At 65.2% G+C, this 19,615-nt stretch carries 20 protein-coding genes; 7 read left to right on the top strand and 13 right to left on the bottom strand.

The features are described 5' to 3' along the window. The first annotated feature begins 89 nt into the window (after positions 1-89). The 4 genes from sthA to MYCSP_RS13940 all read left to right on the top strand — a co-directional run bounded on the left by sthA (position 90) and on the right by MYCSP_RS13940 (position 4,573). Entirely contained in the window at positions 90-1,541 is a 1,452-nt protein-coding gene (gene sthA / locus MYCSP_RS13925) for a Si-specific NAD(P)(+) transhydrogenase (RefSeq protein ID WP_083018599.1), read from the top strand. Positions 1,542-1,679: 138 nt separating this feature from the next. Continuing rightward, entirely contained in the window at positions 1,680-2,669 is a 990-nt protein-coding gene (locus MYCSP_RS13930) for a proteasome assembly chaperone family protein (protein ID WP_083018601.1), read from the top strand. Between the two features lie 54 nt (positions 2,670-2,723). Then, positions 2,724-3,806 (top strand): alpha/beta fold hydrolase, encoded by a 1,083-nt coding sequence (locus MYCSP_RS13935; protein ID WP_083335861.1) that lies wholly within the window; start codon positions 2,724-2,726, stop codon positions 3,804-3,806. Positions 3,807-3,889: 83 nt separating this feature from the next. Continuing rightward, positions 3,890-4,573 (top strand): PhzF family phenazine biosynthesis protein, encoded by a 684-nt coding sequence (locus MYCSP_RS13940; RefSeq protein WP_070910538.1) that lies wholly within the window; start codon positions 3,890-3,892, stop codon positions 4,571-4,573. A 27-nt stretch (positions 4,574-4,600) separates the two neighbouring features. On the opposite strand, the gene nrdR is transcribed toward MYCSP_RS13940, so the two are convergent. Together nrdR and MYCSP_RS13950 are read right to left on the bottom strand one after the other, a co-directional pair. Next, the gene (gene nrdR, locus MYCSP_RS13945) at positions 4,601-5,065 is read right to left on the bottom strand and encodes a transcriptional regulator NrdR (protein WP_070910539.1); all 465 of its coding nucleotides are present in this window, start codon (positions 5,063-5,065) and stop codon (positions 4,601-4,603) included. Between the two features lie 130 nt (positions 5,066-5,195). Next, positions 5,196-5,699: a LysM peptidoglycan-binding domain-containing protein gene (locus MYCSP_RS13950; protein ID WP_083018625.1), complete on the bottom strand. Its 504-nt coding sequence runs from the start codon at positions 5,697-5,699 to the stop codon at positions 5,196-5,198. Between the two features lie 228 nt (positions 5,700-5,927). On the opposite strand from MYCSP_RS13950, the gene lexA reads away from it, so the two are divergent. Continuing rightward, a complete protein-coding gene (gene lexA, locus MYCSP_RS13955; RefSeq protein WP_070910540.1) occupies positions 5,928-6,602 on the top strand; it encodes a transcriptional repressor LexA in 675 nt (224 codons plus the stop codon). Here the strand turns inward: lexA and MYCSP_RS13960 are convergent. Further along, positions 6,599-7,132 carry a GNAT family N-acetyltransferase gene (locus MYCSP_RS13960; RefSeq protein ID WP_088414040.1) on the bottom strand — a complete coding sequence of 178 codons (534 nt, stop codon included), beginning with the start codon at positions 7,130-7,132 and terminating at the stop codon, positions 6,599-6,601. The two genes, lexA and MYCSP_RS13960, sit on opposite strands and share 4 nt — an antisense overlap. A gap of 6 nt (positions 7,133-7,138) precedes the next feature. After that, positions 7,139-8,293, bottom strand: coding sequence for an acyl-CoA dehydrogenase family protein (locus MYCSP_RS13965; protein WP_070910770.1), 1,155 nt, complete (start codon positions 8,291-8,293; stop codon positions 7,139-7,141). Between the two features lie 110 nt (positions 8,294-8,403). Here MYCSP_RS13965 and MYCSP_RS13970 point away from each other — a divergent pair, with 110 nt between their 5' ends. Continuing rightward, positions 8,404-10,728, top strand: coding sequence for a molybdopterin guanine dinucleotide-containing S/N-oxide reductase (locus tag MYCSP_RS13970; RefSeq protein ID WP_083018605.1), 2,325 nt, complete (start codon positions 8,404-8,406; stop codon positions 10,726-10,728). Here the strand turns inward: MYCSP_RS13970 and hflX are convergent. Genes hflX through MYCSP_RS13995 form a run of 5 tightly spaced genes read right to left on the bottom strand, consistent with a single transcriptional unit; the run spans position 10,725 to position 15,021 of the window. Next, the gene (gene hflX / locus MYCSP_RS13975) at positions 10,725-12,119 is read right to left on the bottom strand and encodes a GTPase HflX (protein WP_088414042.1); all 1,395 of its coding nucleotides are present in this window, start codon (positions 12,117-12,119) and stop codon (positions 10,725-10,727) included. The two genes, MYCSP_RS13970 and hflX, sit on opposite strands and share 4 nt — an antisense overlap. A gap of 46 nt (positions 12,120-12,165) precedes the next feature. Next, a complete protein-coding gene (dapF, locus tag MYCSP_RS13980) occupies positions 12,166-13,044 on the bottom strand; it encodes a diaminopimelate epimerase (protein WP_070910544.1) in 879 nt (292 codons plus the stop codon). After that, on the bottom strand, positions 13,041-13,970 hold the full coding sequence (gene miaA / locus MYCSP_RS13985; protein WP_088414044.1) for a tRNA (adenosine(37)-N6)-dimethylallyltransferase MiaA: 930 nt from the start codon (positions 13,968-13,970) through the stop codon (positions 13,041-13,043). The genes dapF and miaA overlap by 4 nt, the downstream gene beginning before the upstream one ends. After that, positions 13,970-14,641 (bottom strand): class III extradiol ring-cleavage dioxygenase family protein, encoded by a 672-nt coding sequence (locus MYCSP_RS13990; RefSeq protein WP_083018611.1) that lies wholly within the window; start codon positions 14,639-14,641, stop codon positions 13,970-13,972. Before MYCSP_RS13990 ends, miaA begins: the two co-directional genes overlap by 1 nt. Beyond that, positions 14,638-15,021 carry a DMT family transporter gene (locus MYCSP_RS13995; protein ID WP_088414046.1) on the bottom strand — a complete coding sequence of 128 codons (384 nt, stop codon included), beginning with the start codon at positions 15,019-15,021 and terminating at the stop codon, positions 14,638-14,640. Before MYCSP_RS13995 ends, MYCSP_RS13990 begins: the two co-directional genes overlap by 4 nt. Positions 15,022-15,263: 242 nt before the next feature. Between MYCSP_RS13995 and MYCSP_RS14000 the strand changes: the two genes are divergently transcribed. Further along, the gene (locus tag MYCSP_RS14000; RefSeq protein WP_083020073.1) at positions 15,264-16,526 is read left to right on the top strand and encodes a DUF349 domain-containing protein; all 1,263 of its coding nucleotides are present in this window, start codon (positions 15,264-15,266) and stop codon (positions 16,524-16,526) included. Here the strand turns inward: MYCSP_RS14000 and MYCSP_RS14005 are convergent, their stop codons facing one another. The 4 genes from MYCSP_RS14005 to MYCSP_RS14020 are packed head-to-tail and all read right to left on the bottom strand — an operon-like array spanning position 16,527 to position 19,532. Next, entirely contained in the window at positions 16,527-17,129 is a 603-nt protein-coding gene (locus tag MYCSP_RS14005; protein ID WP_070910549.1) for an Rv2732c family membrane protein, read from the bottom strand. It lies immediately after the preceding gene. Then, positions 17,126-18,649, bottom strand: coding sequence for a tRNA (N6-isopentenyl adenosine(37)-C2)-methylthiotransferase MiaB (miaB, locus tag MYCSP_RS14010; protein WP_088415622.1), 1,524 nt, complete (start codon positions 18,647-18,649; stop codon positions 17,126-17,128). Before miaB ends, MYCSP_RS14005 begins: the two co-directional genes overlap by 4 nt. A gap of 23 nt (positions 18,650-18,672) precedes the next feature. Beyond that, positions 18,673-19,101, bottom strand: coding sequence for a hypothetical protein (locus tag MYCSP_RS14015; RefSeq protein ID WP_083020075.1), 429 nt, complete (start codon positions 19,099-19,101; stop codon positions 18,673-18,675). Beyond that, positions 19,065-19,532 (bottom strand): hypothetical protein, encoded by a 468-nt coding sequence (locus MYCSP_RS14020; protein WP_162266367.1) that lies wholly within the window; start codon positions 19,530-19,532, stop codon positions 19,065-19,067. The genes MYCSP_RS14015 and MYCSP_RS14020 overlap by 37 nt, the downstream gene beginning before the upstream one ends. Positions 19,533-19,615: the final 83 nt, after the last annotated feature.

A 19,615-nucleotide genomic window follows, 5' to 3' on the forward strand; every position in this document is an offset into this window, starting at 1 on the left:
CGCGCGCGAGATTCGACAGGGACAAGTGTTCATGTCACCGTGACACGGACGGCATGCACGATTAGGCGAATCGGCGTATGAGTACACCCATGACCAACGGTCTTCGCGCAAGCGGCTCATCCCCGGCAGCAGATACCCCCAAATACGACCTCGTCGTCATCGGATCGGGCCCCGGCGGCCAGAAGGCGGCCATCGCCGCGGCCAAGCTGGGCAAGACGGTGGCAGTGGTCGAACGCGACAACATGCTCGGTGGGGTCTGCACCAACACCGGGACCATCCCGTCCAAGACGCTGCGCGAGGCGGTGCTGTACCTGACCGGTATGAACCAGCGCGAGCTCTACGGCGCGAGCTATCGGGTGAAGGCCAACATCACCCCGGAGGACCTACTGGCCCGCACCGAGCACGTCATCCGCAAGGAGATCGAGGTGGTGCGCGCGCAGTTGCAGCGCAACCGCATCGACTTGATCAGCGGCATCGGGCGATTCGCCGATGAGCACACCGTCATCGTCGAGGAACCGTCGCGTGGAGAACGCACCACCCTGCGCGCGGATTACGCCGTCATCGCCACCGGCACCAACCCTGCCCGTCCCTCGGGTGTGGCCTTCGACGAGAAGCGTGTCCTGGATTCAGACGGCATCTTGAATCTGCGTTTCATCCCGGGGTCGATGGTGGTGGTCGGCGCCGGTGTCATCGGCATCGAATACGCGTCGATGTTCGCCGCGCTCGGCACCAAGGTGACCGTGGTGGAGAAACGCGACTCGATGCTCGACTTCTGCGACCCGGAAGTCGTTGAGGCCCTTCGCTTTCACCTACGCGACCTGGCGGTGACGTTCCGATTCGGCGAAGAGGTCACCACCGTCGCGGTCAACGACACCGGAACCATGACCACGCTGGCCAGTGGCAAGCAGATTCCCGCCGACACCGTCATGTACTCCGCGGGACGGCAGGGCCAAACTGACCAGCTCGACCTCGCCAAGGCCGGCCTGGAGGCCGACAACCGCGGCCGGATCTGGGTCGACGCGAACTTCCAGACCAAGGTCGACCACATCTATGCGGTGGGCGACGTCATCGGATTCCCGGCGCTGGCTGCCACCTCGATGGATCAGGGGCGCTTGGCGGCGTACCACGCATTCGGCGAGCCTTCCAAGGGCATGACCGACCTGCAGCCGATCGGTATCTACTCGATCCCCGAGGTGTCCTATGTCGGCGCCACCGAGGTTGAACTCACCAAGAACGCCATTCCGTACGAGGTGGGTGTCTCGCGGTACCGCGAGCTGGCACGCGGCCAGATAGCCGGGGATTCCTACGGAATGCTCAAGCTGCTGGTGTCCACCGAGGACCTCAAGCTGCTCGGGGTACACATCTTCGGCTCCGATGCCACCGACCTGGTTCACATCGGGCAGGCGGTGATGGGCTGCGGCGGCACGGTCGAATACCTGGTCGACGCGGTTTTCAACTATCCGACGTTCTCCGAGGCGTACAAGGTGGCCGCCCTCGATGTGATGAACAAGATTCGTGCACTGAATCAGTTCAAGGCCTGAGGGATTTCGCGCTCGGCGAATACCTGCCGCACCCGGAATTCGCATGCCGCCCGGGCCGTTGAGGGCATAGATACATTCGCCGTTTGCCTGCCGGTAAGGGACACTGGTAGGTAGAGAGCGCGAAGGGAGGCGAAAGCGATGACTAGCGACGACGGAGACCAGCAGCCGTACCGGCCGGATCAGAGCGGCATGTACGAGTTGGAATTCCCGGGCCCACAACTGGCGGCTGCCGATGGGCGCGGCCCCGTTTTGGTGCACGCATTGCAGGGTTTCTCCGACTCCGGCCACGCCGTGAAGCTTGCTGCAGCACACCTGCGCACGACGCTTGAGAGCGAGTTGGTGGCGTCCTTCGCGATCGACGATCTGCTCGACTACCGGTCGCGCCGGCCGGTGATGACGTTCAAGAGTGATCACTTCACCGAGTACGCCACGCCGGAGCTCAACCTGTACGCACTCAAGGACACCAAGGGCACGCCCTTCCTGCTGCTGGCGGGCCTCGAACCGGATCTGAAGTGGGAGCGATTCGTCAACGCCATCCGGCTGCTCGCCGAGCAGCTCGGCGTGCGCAAGACCATCGGCCTGGGCGCGATTCCCATGGCGGTTCCACATACCCGCCCCATCACCCTGACCGCGCACGGAAACGACCGCAAAACGCTGGAGGAGCACCCCGGTTGGATCGATGAGGTTCAAGTGCCGGGCAGTGCGTCCAACCTGTTGGAGTTCCGCCTTGCCCAGCACGGACACGACGTGGTCGGCTTCGCCGTTCACGTCCCGCATTATCTGGCGCAGACCGATTACCCGGAGGCCTCTCAGCGACTGCTGGAGGAAGTGGCCAGGACGGGTGACCTGGATCTTCCCCTGCAGGAGCTCACCGAGGCCGCCGCCAAGGTGCGCAATCAGATCAATGAGCAGGTAGAGGGCAGCGAGGAAGTTGCCCAGGTGGTCCACGCGCTGGAACGCCAGTACGACGCCTTTGTCGCGGCCCAGGAGAACCGTTCATTGCTGGCACGGGACGAGGAACTACCCAGCGGTGATGAGTTGGCCGGGGAGTTCGAGCGATTCCTCGCTGAACAGGCCAAGTTCGGCGAGGACCCGTCAGGGCCATCGCCGGAAGGGCCCATTCTTTAGCCCGGTTATGCGCTCGCCGCGCCAAATTTGCGGCGAAGGGTCAAAATACTTGACATGAATCCTCCGCCGCGCCTCCTGCGTCCGGTGCCGGATACGGAGCGCGTCGACGAACTCGTGGACGGCGACGACACCGAATCCGCCGCCGAGGTACCGACCCGTCCGCGGATGGAGTTCCGCACCATCCACGGCTACCGGCGTGCGTTCCGGATCGCCGGATCGGGGCCTGCCCTGCTGCTCATCCACGGAATCGGCGACAACTCCGCAACGTGGGACAGCGTGCACGCGCAGCTCGCCGAACATTTCACCGTGATCGCCCCGGACCTGCTGGGACACGGTCAGTCGGACAAGCCCCGCGCCGACTACTCGGTGGCGGCCTACGCCAACGGCATGCGAGACCTGCTGGCGGTGCTGGACATCGAGAAGGTCACCGTCGTCGGGCATTCGCTGGGCGGCGGCGTCGCGATGCAATTCACCTACCAGTTCCCCCACCTGGTCGAACGACTCATCCTGGTGGCACCGGGCGGGGTGACCAAGGACGTCAACATCGTATTGCGTTGTGCGTCATTGCCCTTCATCGGTGACACACTCGGGCTGTTGCGGCTACCGCTGGCCATGCCCATGATCCGCTTGGGCGGCGCGGTAGCGCGCGCAACATTCGGACGGGCGGGAATGGCGCGCGATATCCCCGATGTGCTGCGGGTTCTCGCCGACCTACCCGAGCCCAAGGCGTCGGCCGCGTTCACCCGGACATTGCGCGCCGTGGTGGATTGGCGCGGGCAGGTGGTCACCATGCTCGACCGATGTTATCTGACCGAATCTGTTCCCGTGCAGTTGATTTGGGGTAGCGATGACCTGGTCATCCCGGTCAGCCACGGCCACCTCGCCCATGCCGCGATGCCCGGTGCAACGCTGGAGATCTTCGACCGGTCCGGGCATTTCCCGTTCCATGACGACCCCGAGCGATTCATCGGCGTTGTTCGCCAATTCATCGCCTCGACCGATCCCGCCGAGTACAACGAGGACGAACTGCGCCGACTGCTGCGCACCGGTGTCACCGAACATGCCATCAGCGGGGCCGCCCGTACTCGCATGGCGGTACTCGATGCCATGGGTACGGACGAACGCAGCGCCACCTGACCCGAGAGCGCAAGAGCGGTCGAAGATTTGCGCAGCTCCCGGGTACCTGAGTGCACAATGCGGACGCGACGTAGAGTCGAGGAATGAGCGTTGATGTCGCGGTTGTTCGCGTATTCACCGACGAGACAGGCAACTTCGGCAATCCCCTGGGGATAGTCGACGCCGCCGACGTCGCCCCGGCGGACCGCCAGGAGATTGCCACCCGGTTAGGTTTCAGCGAAACCGTGTTCGTGGATCTGCCTGCCGAAGGATCCAATACGGCGCATCTTCGGATTTTCACTCCCGCCGCCGAACTCCCCTTCGCCGGGCATCCGACGGTGGGGCTGGCCTGGTGGCTTCGCGAACGCGGGACGCCGGTCAATACCCTCCAGGTCCCGGCCGGTGTGCTCCAAGTGAGCTACGACGACCGCACCTGGATACGCGCCCGATCCGATTGGGCTCCCGAAACCGATTTCCACGAGGCAGACTCCCCCGCCGATGTGGAGGCGGCCGACCCTGCCGACTACGCGGACGAACTGCTGCATTGCGTGTGGGCTTGGCAAGACCGCAATGCGAACCTGGTGCGATCGCGGGTCTTCGCGTCCGATCTGGGTGTCAGCGAGGACGAAGCGACCGGGTCCGTGGCGGCACGTATGACCGACTTGTTGAGCCGGGATCTGATCATCAATCAGGGCAAGGGATCGCAAATTGTCACGCAATGGAGCGCCGAGGGCTGGGTGACGATCGGGGGCCATGTCGTGGCCGATCAGTCGCTCACGCTGGACTAGCACCCCAGTCAGGTGCCGCCGCACAGGTCAGGACGGCGTAGGTGCGTCCCGGTGGGCTCTCAGTGCGGCGATCTCGCGTTCGAAGTCCTCCGCGGAGCTGAACCCGCGGTACACCGACGCGAAACGCAGGTAGGCGACCTCATCCAGGTCACGTAGCGGGCCGAGAATCGCCAGGCCCACCTCATTGCTGGGAATCTCCGGGGATCCCGCCGCACGGACGGCGTCTTCGACCTGTTGGGCGAGCAGATTCAGCGCGTCATCGTCGACGTCGCGGCCCTGACAGGCCCGCCGCACACCCTTGATGACCTTGTCGCGACTGAATGGTTCGGTGACGCCGCTGCGCTTGACAACGGCCAACACAGCGGTCTCCACGGTGGTGAAACGACGGCCACACTCCGGGCAGGATCGCCGACGGCGTATCGCCTGACCCTCGTCAGCCTCACGAGAATCGACAACGCGCGAGTCTGGATGACGGCAGAACGGACAGTGCATTACTGCTCCTTCGCCGGTTCTGGACTCGATGTCATTGGTCCGGGTGGGCTGCCGCACGGCGCAACGCGCCCAGACCGGTGTCGAGGATACCCGTGCTCCCGCACGTTCGAAGGTCACGTCCGTGCGCCGATCAGCCGACCGGGGAAACCAACGTCTGACCGGCTTGCACTGTCGCCGAGTCGAGTTCATTGAGTTCACGGATCTTGGACACGACCGCCGAGCGCGGTGCGTCCGGCGCGACACGCGAGGCGACGTCCGCCAACGTCTCTCCGGGAGCGACCTGGACCACCGCCACGCGATCGGGCACACCAGGTCCGCCCAGCCCGGCAGCACTGACCTGGCCGAGCATGAGCAGCCACATCGTGGCGACCGCGGCACCCACCGCGACGATGACGGTGGCCTTCAGGCTCACCGGGCGACGACCGTGCACCGCCGTCGAGACGCGAACTCCGGTGCCCCGGTAGGCCACCGGACGGCCGGCCGGCCTCCGATAGGCGACGGTGCGCACCGGCAGCGCCCGGCGCTGGGTCAGCGGATACTCCGCGCTGTATGCGCGTGGCTGCGGGGCGTATGCGCGTGGCGCGTAGTCGCCGGCGTGGGAACTGCGTGACGTGGTGAGAACATTGGTGCCCATCTGCATGCCCTTCCTGTCTGTCGATCGGTTGGCCCGTTCGCTCTTGTGTTCGAATGTACTCGATCATGTGTTCGATGTCCGAACATGTGATCGATTTGTAGCATCCGACACCGACAAGTGGCTCCGACCAGCGGTGATGCGGTATTCAGCAGGCTCATCCGCGACATTTCGCGACACGCATCGAACACATGTTTGATAAATACCGTCGACAGGTCTAGATTCGGGCGCATGAGCGATACACCCAGCAAGGGAGCCGCCACCGGTTCACTGACCGAGCGCCAGCGGACCATCCTGGAGGTCATCCGCGCATCGGTGAATGAACGGGGCTACCCCCCGAGCATCCGCGAAATCGGAGACGCCGTCGGGCTCACCTCCACCTCATCGGTCGCCCATCAACTACGCACTCTCGAACAGAAGGGCTTCCTGCGGCGCGATCCGAATCGTCCACGCGCCGTTGATGTTCGAGGACTCGACGAATCCCACGGCCAGTCGGCCACCACCGATGTGATCGGCTCGGGCGATCTGCCGGAGCCCACGTTCGTGCCCGTCCTGGGGCGCATCGCCGCAGGTGGCCCCATCCTGGCCGAAGAGGCCGTCGAGGATGTGTTCCCACTCCCCCGCGAACTCGTCGGCGAGGGATCGTTGTTCCTGCTCAGGGTGGTCGGCGAATCGATGGTGGACGCCGCGATCTGCGATGGCGACTGGGTGGTGGTCCGCCAGCAGAACGTCGCAGACAACGGCGATATCGTGGCGGCGATGATCGACGGCGAAGCCACCGTCAAGACATTCAAACGAACGGCGGGTCAGGTCTGGCTGATGCCGCACAACCCGCTGTTCGAGCCGATCCCCGGCAACAACGCCGCCATCCTCGGCAAGGTCGTCACCGTCATTCGCAAGGTTTAGGCCGCCCCGGGCGGTCGCCCGGGGACAGAATCGTCGTCCGAGGACGTCAAGAACAGCTGCAAATGCGCCACATCATGCCAGCTGCCCAGCTTGTAGCCGATCCGCCGGTAGAGCGCGACCTGCTCGAATCCCATTGACCGGTGTAGTTTTTCACTCGCGGCGTTGGGTACTACGACGACGGCCAACACCGTGCGGTAACCCAGATCGCGCAGCCGGTCCAGCAATGCCGCGTACAACTGCCGTCCTGCCCCGCGCTGTCGACGCGCACCGTCGACGTAGACGCTGACTTCGCACGCCCACTGGTAGGCGATCCGTGACTTCCACGGCACCGCATAGGCGTATCCGAGTATCTCCGCGCCGTCCTCGGCGACAAGCCAGGCATGCCGGTGGGCCGCCGTCTGGATGCGTTCGGCAAGAACGACATCCGACGGCGGCACCTCCTCGAACGAGATGGCAGTATCGGTCACATACGGCGCGTAGATCGCCGCGCACGCGGCCGCATCGGCGGCCGTCGCGTCACGAATATGCACCGACGATCAGAGCGAACGCCCGATGATCTCCTTCATGATCTCGGTGGTTCCGCCGTAGATGGTCTGGATACGGGAGTCCATGTACGCCCGGGCAACCGGGTACTCGCGCATGAAGCCGTAACCGCCGTGCAGCTGCAGGCAGCGGTCGATCAGGTGGACCTGCTTCTCCGTGCTGTACCACTTGGCCATCGCGGCCTGCTCGACGCTCAGCTCTTCCTTGTTGAGCAGCGAGATGAACTCGTCGACCATGACCCGGATGATCGTCGCGTCGGTCGCGAGCTCGGCGAGCAGGAATCGGCTGTTCTGGAAGCTCTTGATGGGCTTGCCGAATGCCTTGCGCTCGGTCGTGTACGCGATGGTCTCCTCGAGCACCGACTCCATCGCGGCGGCAGCCATGACGGCGATCGACATGCGCTCCTGCGGCAGGTTCTTCATCAGGTAGATGAAGCCCTGGCCCTCTTCGCCCAGCAGGTTGGCCGCGGGCACCCGGACGTCGGTGAACGACAGCTCGGCGGTGTCCTGAGCATCCAGGCCGACCTTGTCGAGCTTGCGGCCGCGCTCGAAGCCCTCCATGCCGCGTTCCACGACGATGAGCGAGAAGCCCAGCGCGCCCTTTTCCGGGTCGGTCTGCGCAACCACGATCACCAGGTCGGCGTTGATGCCGTTGGTGATAAAGGTCTTTGAGCCATTGAGAATGTAATGATCGCCGTCCTTGACAGCGCGGGTCTTGATGCCCTGCAGGTCGCTGCCGGTGCCGGGCTCGGTCATGGCGATGGCCGAAATCAGCTCACCGGAACAGAAGCCGGGGAACCAGCGGGCCTTCTGCTCGTCGTTGGCCAGGTCCCGGAAGTACGGGCCGGCGACATCGTTGTGCAGGCTGAATCCGACGCCGGTGTGGCGTCCCTTGGTCACCTCTTCGGTGATGATCGTGTTGTAGCGGAAATCGATAAGACCACCGCCGCCGAACTCCTCGGGCATATCGGTGCCCAGGAAGCCCTGTTTGCCAGCCTCGACCCAGAGTGCGCGGTCGACGATCTTGTTCTTCTCCCACTCCTCCTTGTACGGCTCGGCATGCCGATCCAGGAAGGTCTTGAACGACTCGCGGAACAGTTCGTGCTCGGGTTCGAAAATGGTGCGTTTGAACTTAACGGCGCCGGCCATGATCACCTTCCGGTTTGGATTTACGTACTTGGCAGAATGTATACCAACCCACTGGTCGGTCGGTACTCGCCTACCTGGTTTCGACGGACAGAAAGCCTAGAGTCATTTGGATGACCAGGCCTGCGTTTTCTGCTCTTCACGCACGCGGTTCATCGCGACTTTCGCACACCCACTGGGGTGCCTTCACTCCCGAGGTTCACGACGGAGAAGTGGTCGGCGTCACACCCCTCGCGACCGATCAGGACCCTTCCCCACTGCTGCAGAACATCCCCGGCTCGATCCGGCACCAAGCCCGGGTAACCGGGCCATCAGTCCGCCGCGGATGGTTGCGCGACGGGCCCGGCCCCAGCACCGCCCGCGGCTCGGACGAGTACGTGGAGGTGTCCTGGGACGAGCTCACCGAACTGCTGGCCGATGAACTGCGACGCATCGTCGACACCTACGGCAATACGGCCATCTATGGCGGCTCGTACGGCTGGGCCAGCGCAGGGCGCTTTCACCACGCCCAGAGCCAGGTGCACCGATTTCTGAAATTACTTGGTGGCTACACCTTTTCACGTCACTCCTACAGCCTGGGCGCGACCGGGGTCATCATGCCGCATGTCATCGGAACTCACGACGGACTGTTCAAGAGGTCGACCTCCTGGGACGTCATCGTCGAGAACACCGATCTGCTGGTGTCGTTCGGTGGAATCGCGCTGAAGAACACGGGCGTCAACCATGGGGGCACCACCGCACACCCGGCACGCGATGCCCTCAACAGGTTTCGCGACCGGGGTGGGCGCATCGTCTCGTTCAGCCCGCTACGCGATGACATCGATGGCGACTGCGAATGGCACGCCCCGGTTCCCGGGACCGACGTCGCGATCATGCTCGCGCTGGCACATGTGCTGGCCGTGGAGGGGCTCGCAGATCTGACCTTCTTGAGCAGCTACTGCACCGGCTACGAGCGGTTTGAACGCTATCTACTGGGCGTCGACGACGGCGTACCCAAGAGCCCGGAGTGGGCGGCACACATCAGTGGCCTGGACGCGGCCGAGCTGCGTACCTTGGCGCGCCGGATGGCGGCGGGACGCACGCTGGTGACGGTCAGCTGGTCCCTACAGCGGGTGCGCCATGGTGAGCAGGCACCCTGGATGGGACTCACCTTGGCCGCGATGCTCGGTCAGATCGGGCTTCCCGGAGGCGGTTTCGGCCATGGCTATGGCTCGATGAACGAGCCCGGGCTGGCCCCCGTCAGCTGCCGGCTGCCGACCTTCCCGCAGGGCCCCAACCCCGTCGAGACGTTCATCCCGGTGGCTGCCATCAGCGAGCTGCTGCTGCGCCCGGGCGAGACGCTGGCCTACAACGGTCAAACGCTCACCCTGCCCGACATCAAGTGCGTCTATTGGGCGGGCGGGAATCCCTTTCACCACCACCAGAACCTGCCCCGGCTGCGTCGCGGCCTGGCGCGTGTCGACACCGTCGTGGTGCACGATCCGGTCTGGACGGCGATGGCCAAGCACGCCGACATCGTGGTGCCGTCCACCACCAGCCTCGAACGCGACGACTTCTCCGGCAGCCGCAATGACCCGCTGTTGGTGGCGATGAAGGCTGCCGCACCGCCCTATGCCAACTCTCGCGACGACTACACGACATTCTCGGCGCTGGCTGACAGGCTCGGTTTCGGCGAGCGATTCAGCGAAGGGCGCACCTCCGCCGAGTGGTTGCGCCACATCTACGCCGAATGGGCAGGCACCCTGAACTTCCCGGTGCCCTCCTTCGACGAATTCTGGGACAGCGGCTATCTGAAGCTGCCGACCGATCAGGGTCTGACACTGCTCTCGGACTTCCGGGAGAACCCCGAGGCGCACCCGCTACACACCCCCAGCGGGCGAATCGAGATCTTCTCGGCGACCATCGACCAGTTCGGATACGCCGACTGCGGCGGCCATCCACGCTGGTATGAACCCACCGAATGGCTCAACGGGCAACGTGCCGAGCACTTTCCACTACACCTGATCGCCAATCAGCCGCGAACCAGGCTGCACAGCCAACTCGACTTCGGCGGCACCAGCCAGGCATCGAAGGTGCAGGGCCGCGAACCTCTCCGCATGCACCCGCAGGATGCGGCCGCTCGTGGCATCTCCGATGGCGACGTGGTGCGGGTGTTCAACGACCGCGGCAGCTGCCTGGCGGGGGCGGTTCTCGACGAAGGGCTACGACGCCGGGTGGTGCAGCTCTCGACCGGGGCGTGGTTCGATCCCGTCGACCCATCTGATTTCGATTCGCCCTGCGCACATGGAAACCCGAATGTCCTGACCGACGACTCGGGCACCTCGTCCCTGGCGCAGGGATGCACCGGTCAGCACGTGTTGGTACAAATCGAGCGGTTCGAGGGCACACCCCCACCGGTGCGGGCGCACGTCCCGCCACGGTTCGCTGCCCACGACTAGAGCGCGGTCAGGACCGCGGCAAGCGCCCGCGGAACCCGGCCCACCACCCGTGTGCCATCCGCCAGATGCTCGGTGGATTGCACCTGGCCCTCGGTGTGGATTCGGGCAACCAGATCCCCACGCTCGTAGGGGATCACCACGTCGACGGGCACGTCTCCACGGGGCACCGCCTCGGCGATGGCCTCGCGCAGCGCGGCGACCCCGTCACCGGTGTGCGCCGACACGAACAACGCCTTGGGTAATGCACGACGCAGCTGCGCCAATGCCAAGTCACCCGCCGCATCGATCTTGTTGATCACCAACAACTCCGGCGCCGCAGACGCATCATGATCGGCGACGACCTCGCCAATCACCTTGCGCACCGCCTCGATCTGGGCCAGCGGCGCCAGGTCTGAGCCATCCACCACGTGCACGAGCAGGTCCGCGTCGGCCACTTCTTCCAGGGTCGACCGGAAGGCCTCGACCAGCTGGGTGGGCAGGTGCCGCACAAAACCGACGGTGTCCGTGATGACGAATTCGCGTCCGTCGTCGAATGTTCCGCGCCGTGTGGTCGGCTCAAGCGTTGCGAACAACGCATCTTGAACCAGAACTCCCGCGCCTGTGATCGCGTTCAGCAGACTCGACTTGCCCGCATTCGTGTATCCCACGATCGCCACCGACGGGGTATCGCTTTCCAGGCGACGGCTGCGCTTGGTGTCGCGAACCGTCTTCATGTCACGGATTTCGCGGCGCAGCTTGGACATGCGTTCGCGGATTCGGCGCCGATCGGTCTCGATCTTTGTCTCACCGGGGCCTCGGGTACCCACGCCGCCACCAGCGCCACCGGCACGGCCACCGGCTTGGCGGGACATCGATTCACCCCAGCCGCGCAACCGCGGCAACATGTATTCCATCTGCGCCAGCGACACTTGCGCCTTGCCTTCGCGGCTGGTGGCGTGCTGGGCGAAGATGTCCAGGATCAACGCGGTGCGGTCGATGACCTTGACCTTGACCGCCTTCTCCAGGGCCACCAACTGCGCCGGGCTCAGCTCACCATCGCAGATCACGGTATCGGCGCCGGTGGCCAGGACGATCTCGCGCAGCTCGATCGCCTTGCCGGAGCCGATGTACGTTGCCGGATCGGGCTTTTGACGGCGCTGAATCAGTCCTTCAAGCACTTCGGAGCCGGCCGTCTCGGCGAGCGCGGCCAGTTCGGCCATGCTGGCCTCGGCCTCCTGTGAGGTCCCATCGGTCCATACGCCCACCAGCACAACCCGTTCCAGACGCAGCTGCCGGTATTCGACCTCGGTGACGTCGGCGAGTTCGGTGGACAGCCCCGCCACACGTTTGAGTGCGGCGCGGTCTTCCAGCGCGAGTTCGCCGTCGGTGGGCGTCAGATAGGTGGTGGGCATATCAGTTGCCGATGGTCCCATCCGACGGTCCTCGATCGCATCCGAATTATCCGCAGGCGCCAATGCCACCCCACCACTCGTCGGAGATCTCGCCGTCGGCGAGCAGCATGGAAGGCCCCCGCAGGAAGCTGGACTCACCGGTGACCGTTACCCGCACCTGTCCGCCGGGGATGTTGACGACGAGCTCGCCGGTTTCCTGCCCCAGATGACGCAGACCCGCATACGCCGCTGCCACGGTTCCCGTACCGCAGGAACGGGTTTCACCGACGCCGCGTTCGTGAACGCGCATGTACACCGCACCGTCGGCCGGTGCGGTCAGCACCTCGACGTTGGTCCCGTCGGGAAACAGCCCCTCGTCGAAGGTGACCGGAGCACCCACATCGAGCATGCGCAGTTGTTCGGTGCTCAGATCCGGGTCCACACAGGCCAGGTGCGGATTGCCCACGTCGATGGCCAGACCGGAGAATCGCCGGCCGCCGACGGTCGCCTCGCCCGAGCCGAACTCCTTCACCGGGCCCATGTCGACGGTGATGTCAGCCGTGAGCTGGCTCCAGGAGTTGATGCGCACCGGCCTTGGCCCGGCCAGGGAGGCGACCACGAACTCGTCGCGGTGTTCCAGCCCCACCGACCGCAGATAGTGGGCGAACACCCGGACGCCGTTGCCGCACATTTCGGCGATCGATCCGTCGGCGTTGCGGTAGTCCATGAACCAGTCTTCGATGCTCACCCCGGCGGGTTTCTCGGTCAGAACTGCGCCCTCAAGGGCGGCGCCCACGGTGGTGACGCGCAGCACGCCGTCTGCGCCGAGCCCCCGTTGCCGGTCGCACAGCGCCTGGACGGCGGGCACCGATAGGTCCCGCTTGATGTGGACATCTGGCAGCACCACGAAATCGTTCTGAGTGCCGTGGCCCTTGGTGAACTTCACGTATTCGAGGATAGGCGCCAGCGCGACTCGATTTCTCCACAGAGGCCGGCATCACCCGCGCGGCCCCCGGCCAGCCATGCGACGCGGTGGTCACGACCGAACCACGAACGCTGGCGGCGCACATAACGCCGCGTGCCGATGAAGGTCAGTTCGCGTGCCTGCGCCAGCTTATCGGCTCCTGCCCCGGCATCGAGCGCGGCGATCACCTGTGCGTATCCGATGGCCCGTGATGCCGTGACGCCCTTACGCAACCCCGCGTCCAGAAGATTGCGGACCTCCGCGACAAACCCCTGCTCGAACATCAGATCCGTGCGCAGCGCAATCCGCTCGTCGAGTTTCTCTGTCTCCCAATCCAATCCGACGATCATGGTGTCCCAGCGCGGCGCTCCGATGGTCGGCGCCGACGCTGCGAAGGGCTGGCCGGTGAGCTCGATCACCTCCAGGGCGCGCACCGTACGGCGTCCGTCGGTGGGCAAGATGATCGCCGCGGCGGCCGGATCGCGTGCGGCGAGTTCGGCGTGCAACGCGGCGACCCCGATCTGCGCCAGCCGCTGCTCCCAGCGCGCACGCACCTGCGCATCCGTCGCGGGGAATGTCCAATCATCAAGCAAGGCTTGGATGTACATCATCGAGCCACCCACGATCACCGGCACATGTCCGCGTGCCCGGATGTCCTCGATGGTCGCGACGGCCTGTTGTTGATAGGTGGCGACCGTGGCGGTCTCGGTGATATCGAGCACGTCGAGCATGTGATGCGGGATGCCCCGCCGCTCGGCCTGCGGCACCTTGGCCGTTCCGATGTCCATGCCGCGGTAGAGCTGCATGGCGTCGGCGTTCACGATCTCCCCACCCAAACGCTCGGCGAGATCCAGCGCGAGCGCCGACTTGCCCGTGGCGGTGGGGCCGATGACGGCGATGGGCCGCATCACCGCACCCGCCAGGTGCCGACGAAGTACCCGACTCCGTAGGGAGACCCGCGATACAAGCACTGGGCGTCTACGGCATCTGTGCCCACAAGTCCGGCTAGTGCCTGATAGGCAGCGCCCCCGGTGATGATGTCCGGTACCTCGTGCAACGAGGCCACATCCCCCTGCCCGAGCGCGTCGGTGAGCGCCAGTTGCATCCCTTCGGCTTCGGGCCGGTAGCCGCCGGGCGCCTTGTCGGTGAGGGTGTTGGCGCCGTCGGCGATCACCAGCACGCCCGGGGGCGTGGGCCACGCCCCGATCTCGCGACGCAACTCCCGTCCGAACGCGCCGGCGTCTCCTTCGGCGGCGTCCAGAAGACGTACCTCGACCTCTTCGGCGCCCACACGAGCACGCAGCCACCCGGCAATCAGCACCGGCAGCGGAAGCTCCGCACCCTCCTCGGCCGCATTCGAGAGCGACACATGCACGTCAACGCCGTACCCGGCGAACGTCCCCGCCACCTCTGGGCCGTACCGGCCGATCCCCACTCCTATGGCGATCCAGCGTGCGGGCAAGCCGCTTACCGCCGCCGTCGCGGCATCGCGCAGATCGGCAGTTTCCTCGGCTGCCGTCCCGCCCAGCTCGGGCACGAGCAGCGGGGTCGACGGGCAGATCGCAATCGCCAGACTCACGCCACTACACCCCCGCGGGTGGCCCCGGCCTGCGCGGCTCCGGCGAGCAAGATCGCCGCACCCCACTGATATCGGCTGACCCTACGCTTGGACCATCGTGACTCGATGACCAGCGCAAAAAGCAGCGAGGAGACCATCAGCGTCTGCACCAGGATCACCGAACCCTGCCCCAGCGCGGCAGCCTGCAGGCCGAATCCGACCATGCTGATCAACGTCCCGAGCCACCATGGCCAATTGCGCAGCAAGGTGGTGATGGGCCCCAGCGCGCCGACATCCTCAGCGGCAACGGCGTGCGCCATGCGCTGGTGGATGACATCTCCGAATGCGACGCACGCGGCGGCCCCGATGGCGAGTGCCGACGTGATATCCGCATCGGACATCACGGCCTCCTCGCGGGATCATCTGGCATATGTTCGCCCGTGCGGCGATGACACCTGTTTGAATGAACGGTGTAGTGAGCTTAGGGCGCCGTGTTGCGCGGCAACAATTGTAGGAAGAGGTTTCGATGCCGGATCAGTCACCACAGCACGACAGTGTTGCTCCCGCCCCCCAGCCCGGAGTTGCTCCCGCCCCCCAGCCCGGAGCCGCCCCCATCCCCCGGCCCGGGCCGAAACCTCATCCGATGCCGCGACGTCCTGCGGCATCGGCACCCGCCCCTGCGGCCCATCACGTCGATCCACACAAGTTCGGCCGCGTCGATGACGACGGCACCGTGTGGCTGATCACCTCGGCCGGCGAGCGTCAGATCGGGTCCTGGCAGGCCGGTGACGCCGACGCGGCATATGCGCATTTCGGCCGTCGGTTCGAGGATCTGGAGACCGAGATCCAGCTGCTGGAGCTGCGGCTCGGGTCCGGATCGGGCGACGCGCGCAAGATCAAGGCGGCGGCCGAGCACTTGGCGCAGACGCTGCCGACCGCGGCGGTGCTCGGCGATGTGGACTCTCTGTCCGCACGGCTGTCGGCGCTGCAGGAGTCCGCGGACACTCAGGCCGCAGCGGCACGCGCCCAGCGCGATGAGGCCCGGTCGGCGAGCATCTCCCGCAAGGAAGAACTCGCCGCCGAGGCCGAGGAGCTGGCCGCCAATTCCACGCAGTGGAAGGCCGCGGGAGATCGAATCCGGGCCATTCTCGACGAGTGGAAGTCCATCCATGGTGTCGACCGCAAGACCGACGACGCACTGTGGAAGCGGTATTCGACGGCACGTGAGACCTTCAACCGTCGCCGCGGCGCGCATTTCGCCGAGTTGGACCGCGAACGCGCCGGAGCCCGGGAAAAGAAGGAAGACCTTTGCAAGCGGGCCGAGGCGCTCTCGGACTCGACCGATTGGGGTGCCACCGCCGCGGCGTTCCGGAACCTGCTCAACGACTGGAAGGCCGCAGGGCGGGCGCCCAGGGAGACCGACGACAACCTGTGGCACCGCTTCAAGGCCGCTCAGGACAAGTTCTTCTCGGCCCGCAACGCCGAATCCGCTTCGCGTGATGCCGAATTCGTGGCCAACGCCGATGCCAAGCGCGCATTGCTGGTAGAGGCCGAGAAGATCGACCCGGATGCCGACGTGGATGGTGCGCGAGCAGCCTTGCGCGCCATCGGCGACAAGTGGGACGCGATTGGCAAGGTTCCGCGCGAGCAGCAGGCCGATCTGGAGCGGCGGTTGCGTGCTGTGGAGAAGAAGGTGCGCGAGGCCGGCGAATCCGGCTGGGGTGACCCCGAGGCGGAAGCACGTGCCGAGCAGTTCCGGGACCGTGCGCGCCAGTTCGAAGAGCAGGCCGCCAAGGCAGATGCCGCAGGCAAGACCAAGGATGCCGAGAAGGCACGGGCCAGCGCCAAGCAGTGGCAAGAATGGGCCGATGCGGCAGTGGCAGCGGTCAAGAGCCGATCGCGCTAGTTACTTGCCCTGGTCCTCGTCGTCCTCGAAGGCGTCGTCGAGGAAGGTGCGCTGATCACGCTTAGCGGCCTCGCGGCGCTCCTGCTCGGCGGCCAGCTGCACCGCGGTGCGTGACCACACCACACGCGCCCAGTGGAAGGTCAGCAGAATGACGGCGATCCAGGCGATCACCAACCCGATGCCCGGGCCGGGATGTCCCGTTCCGGCGGTCTGCCGCGTCCAAATTGCCAGCATGCCAATGACACTGGCAACAAACGAGCCTGCCAGCGCGATCCAGGACAGCACCCAGCGGCGCGTCAACAGCGCCAGCATGGAGAACCCGACACCGAACACCATGGCGAGCCACACAAAGATCCGGGACGGCACCCGCACCGATTCCTGATCGGCAATCGCCCCGTTGACCAGAACGTCGAATCCCCTGGCGTGGCCGGTGTGCGGCAACACAAAGGTGAGCAGCAGCGCGAAGACCAGCACGGCCACCACCATCGCCCGGGCACCCGGATCGATTTCGCCGGCGACCTTCTTTTCGGCCGCGTCGATATCCTTGTGAAACGCGGCGAACTCCTCGAATTCGGCGTCTTTCCCGGATTCGGAGTCACTCATAGCCCGCACCCTGCAACCTCAATCTGCTCTGTCTTGGGCGCCCCGATCGCGGGCATTCCCAAGCCAATTCCCGGTGTACTCGGCTTCTTGCCGGATTCGTGTGCGTCGCCGGCACGGGTGCGCCGGTGACTCAGCACTCCCCCGTCGGCGATCAGGTGATGCGGTGCGGCACCGGTGACCTCGACACCGATGACATCGCCCGGGCGCAATTCCCCGTCGACGTGCCCCTGCGGTCGGAAGTGGACCAGACGACCGTCGCGAGCGCGCCCGCTCATCCGGGCGGTCTCGCCGTCCTTGCGGCCCTCCCCGGTCGCGATCAGCACCTCGATGATGCGACCGATCTGCTTCTGGTTCTCCTCCAGGGTGATGGACTCCTGCAGCGCGATGAGCCGTTCGTAGCGTTCCTGCACAACGGCTTTGGGCAGCTGGCCGGGAAGCTCCGCGGCCGGGGTGCCCGGCCGGATCGAGTACTGGAACGTGAAGGCACTGGAAAAGCGTGCGCGGCGGACCACCTCAAGGGTCTGCTGGAAATCCTCTTCGGTCTCACCCGGGAAACCGACGATGATGTCGGTGGTGATCGCGGCCTCGGGCATGGCCGACCGCACGTTGTCGATGATCGACAAGAAACGCTCGGACCGGTAGGAACGGCGCATCGCCTTGAGAATTCGGTCCGAACCCGATTGCAGCGGCATGTGCAGCTGCGGACACACATTCGGGGTCTGCGCCATCGCCTCGATGACATCGTCGGTGAACTCGGCGGGATGCGGCGAGGTGAATCGCACGCGTTCCAAGCCTTCGATGCGACCGCAGGCGCGCAGCAGCTCCGCGAAAGCGCCACGATCACGGCCGATCTCGGGATCGGCGAAGTTGACGCCGTAGGCGTTGACGTTCTGCCCGAGCAGCGTCACCTCCAGCACACCTTGGTCCACCAGCGCCTGCACCTCGGCCAGAATGTCGCCGGGGCGCCGGTCGATCTCCTTGCCGCGCAGGGAGGGAACGATGCAGAAGGTGCAGGTGTTGTTGCAGCCCACCGAGATCGACACCCAGGCGGCGTAGGCCGATTCACGGGTCGCGGGGAGCGCCGACGGAAAGTGCTCCAGCGCCTCGACGATCTCGACTTGGGCCTCGTTGTTGTGGCGCGCGCGTTCCAGCAGCGCGGGCAGCGAACCGATGTTGTGGGTACCGAAGACCACGTCGACCCACGGCGCCTTGGAGAGCATGCCTTCGCGGTCCTTCTGCGCAAGGCACCCGCCGACGGCGATCTGCATGTTCGGGTTGGCGGCCTTGCGGGGCGCCAGATGGCTGATGTTTCCGTACAGCTTGTTATCGGCGTTCTCACGCACGGCGCAGGTGTTGAAGATGACGATGTCGGCGTCGGTGCCGTCAGGCGCCTTGACGTATCCGGCCGCATCCAGGAGGCCCGACACCCGCTCGGAGTCGTGCACATTCATCTGGCAGCCGTAGGTGCGGACCTGGTACGTCCGGACCGCCGAATCCTCGGAAGTCACGGAACTGGTCACCGACTTATGGTACGTGCCCGCGCTCAGGCGGATTTCCGGACGGATGGACGACGCCTCCACCATTCGTCGGCATCACAGGAGTACTGCTGAATCCCATGTAGGCAAAAGCCCAAGTACACCCAGTTCATGGCATCCGCCGGGTCGGCCAGCAGACTAGGCAGCGCCAGGAAGAAGACGCCAAATACGTACAAACCCACCACCGACCAGAAAACCGCTGAACGTGGATATCCGGTTTGAGTCGGCGGTTGCGCGTGGAAAAGATCACGCCACGTGAGCATGGTCATTGCCCCGGCGATCAGCGCGATGACCGCAATAATCCACTGCCACCATGAAGCGCCGTGTACGACCGCGATGACGAAAGCACCGAGCCAAAACACTCCGGCAGAAAGATCGAGAGCCACCCGCCAGCGCTTCTTCACCGCACCCGCTCCGGAACGCGCCAGCCCTGCCACCAATCGTCGATGCTGCAGATGGCATTCACGGCCAACCACATCCACCAGCCGGCCCCTATCCACGATTCCGGGAGCGTCGGCTCTGTAAATACGCCGCCAACAGCTAGCAGGACGACGCCCGCGAGCAACGCGATGACAATCGCGAACGAGACATCTCGTCGGGGACGCGGCCGCTCAAGAATCTCACTGTCCCGCAGGTGCCGCCCCGCGTCGACCGTCACCTGGCTGGACGGCGTGACTAAACGCATTAGCGAGCTGGGCAACATGCACACCCCGAAGGCCAGCCCGAAACTTGCCAAAACCCAGCCCCACGAGGTTGCCCCATTTATCACCGCGACCGGAAAAGATACGATGAACAGAACCGATGCCAGTACTCGCGCGAGCGCATTGATTCGCGGACCTTCATAGGAAGGTCGTCGTCGCGTGCGCATGACTTCAGTATTACAGATGTTTGCTGGAGTCAGCATCGTGAGGTGCCTGCTCAGCAGCCCTCCGATATGCGGGCCGATTCGTT

It is taken from the genome of Mycobacteroides saopaulense, from assembly GCF_001456355.1.
GTDB lineage: Bacteria > Actinomycetota > Actinomycetes > Mycobacteriales > Mycobacteriaceae > Mycobacterium > Mycobacterium saopaulense.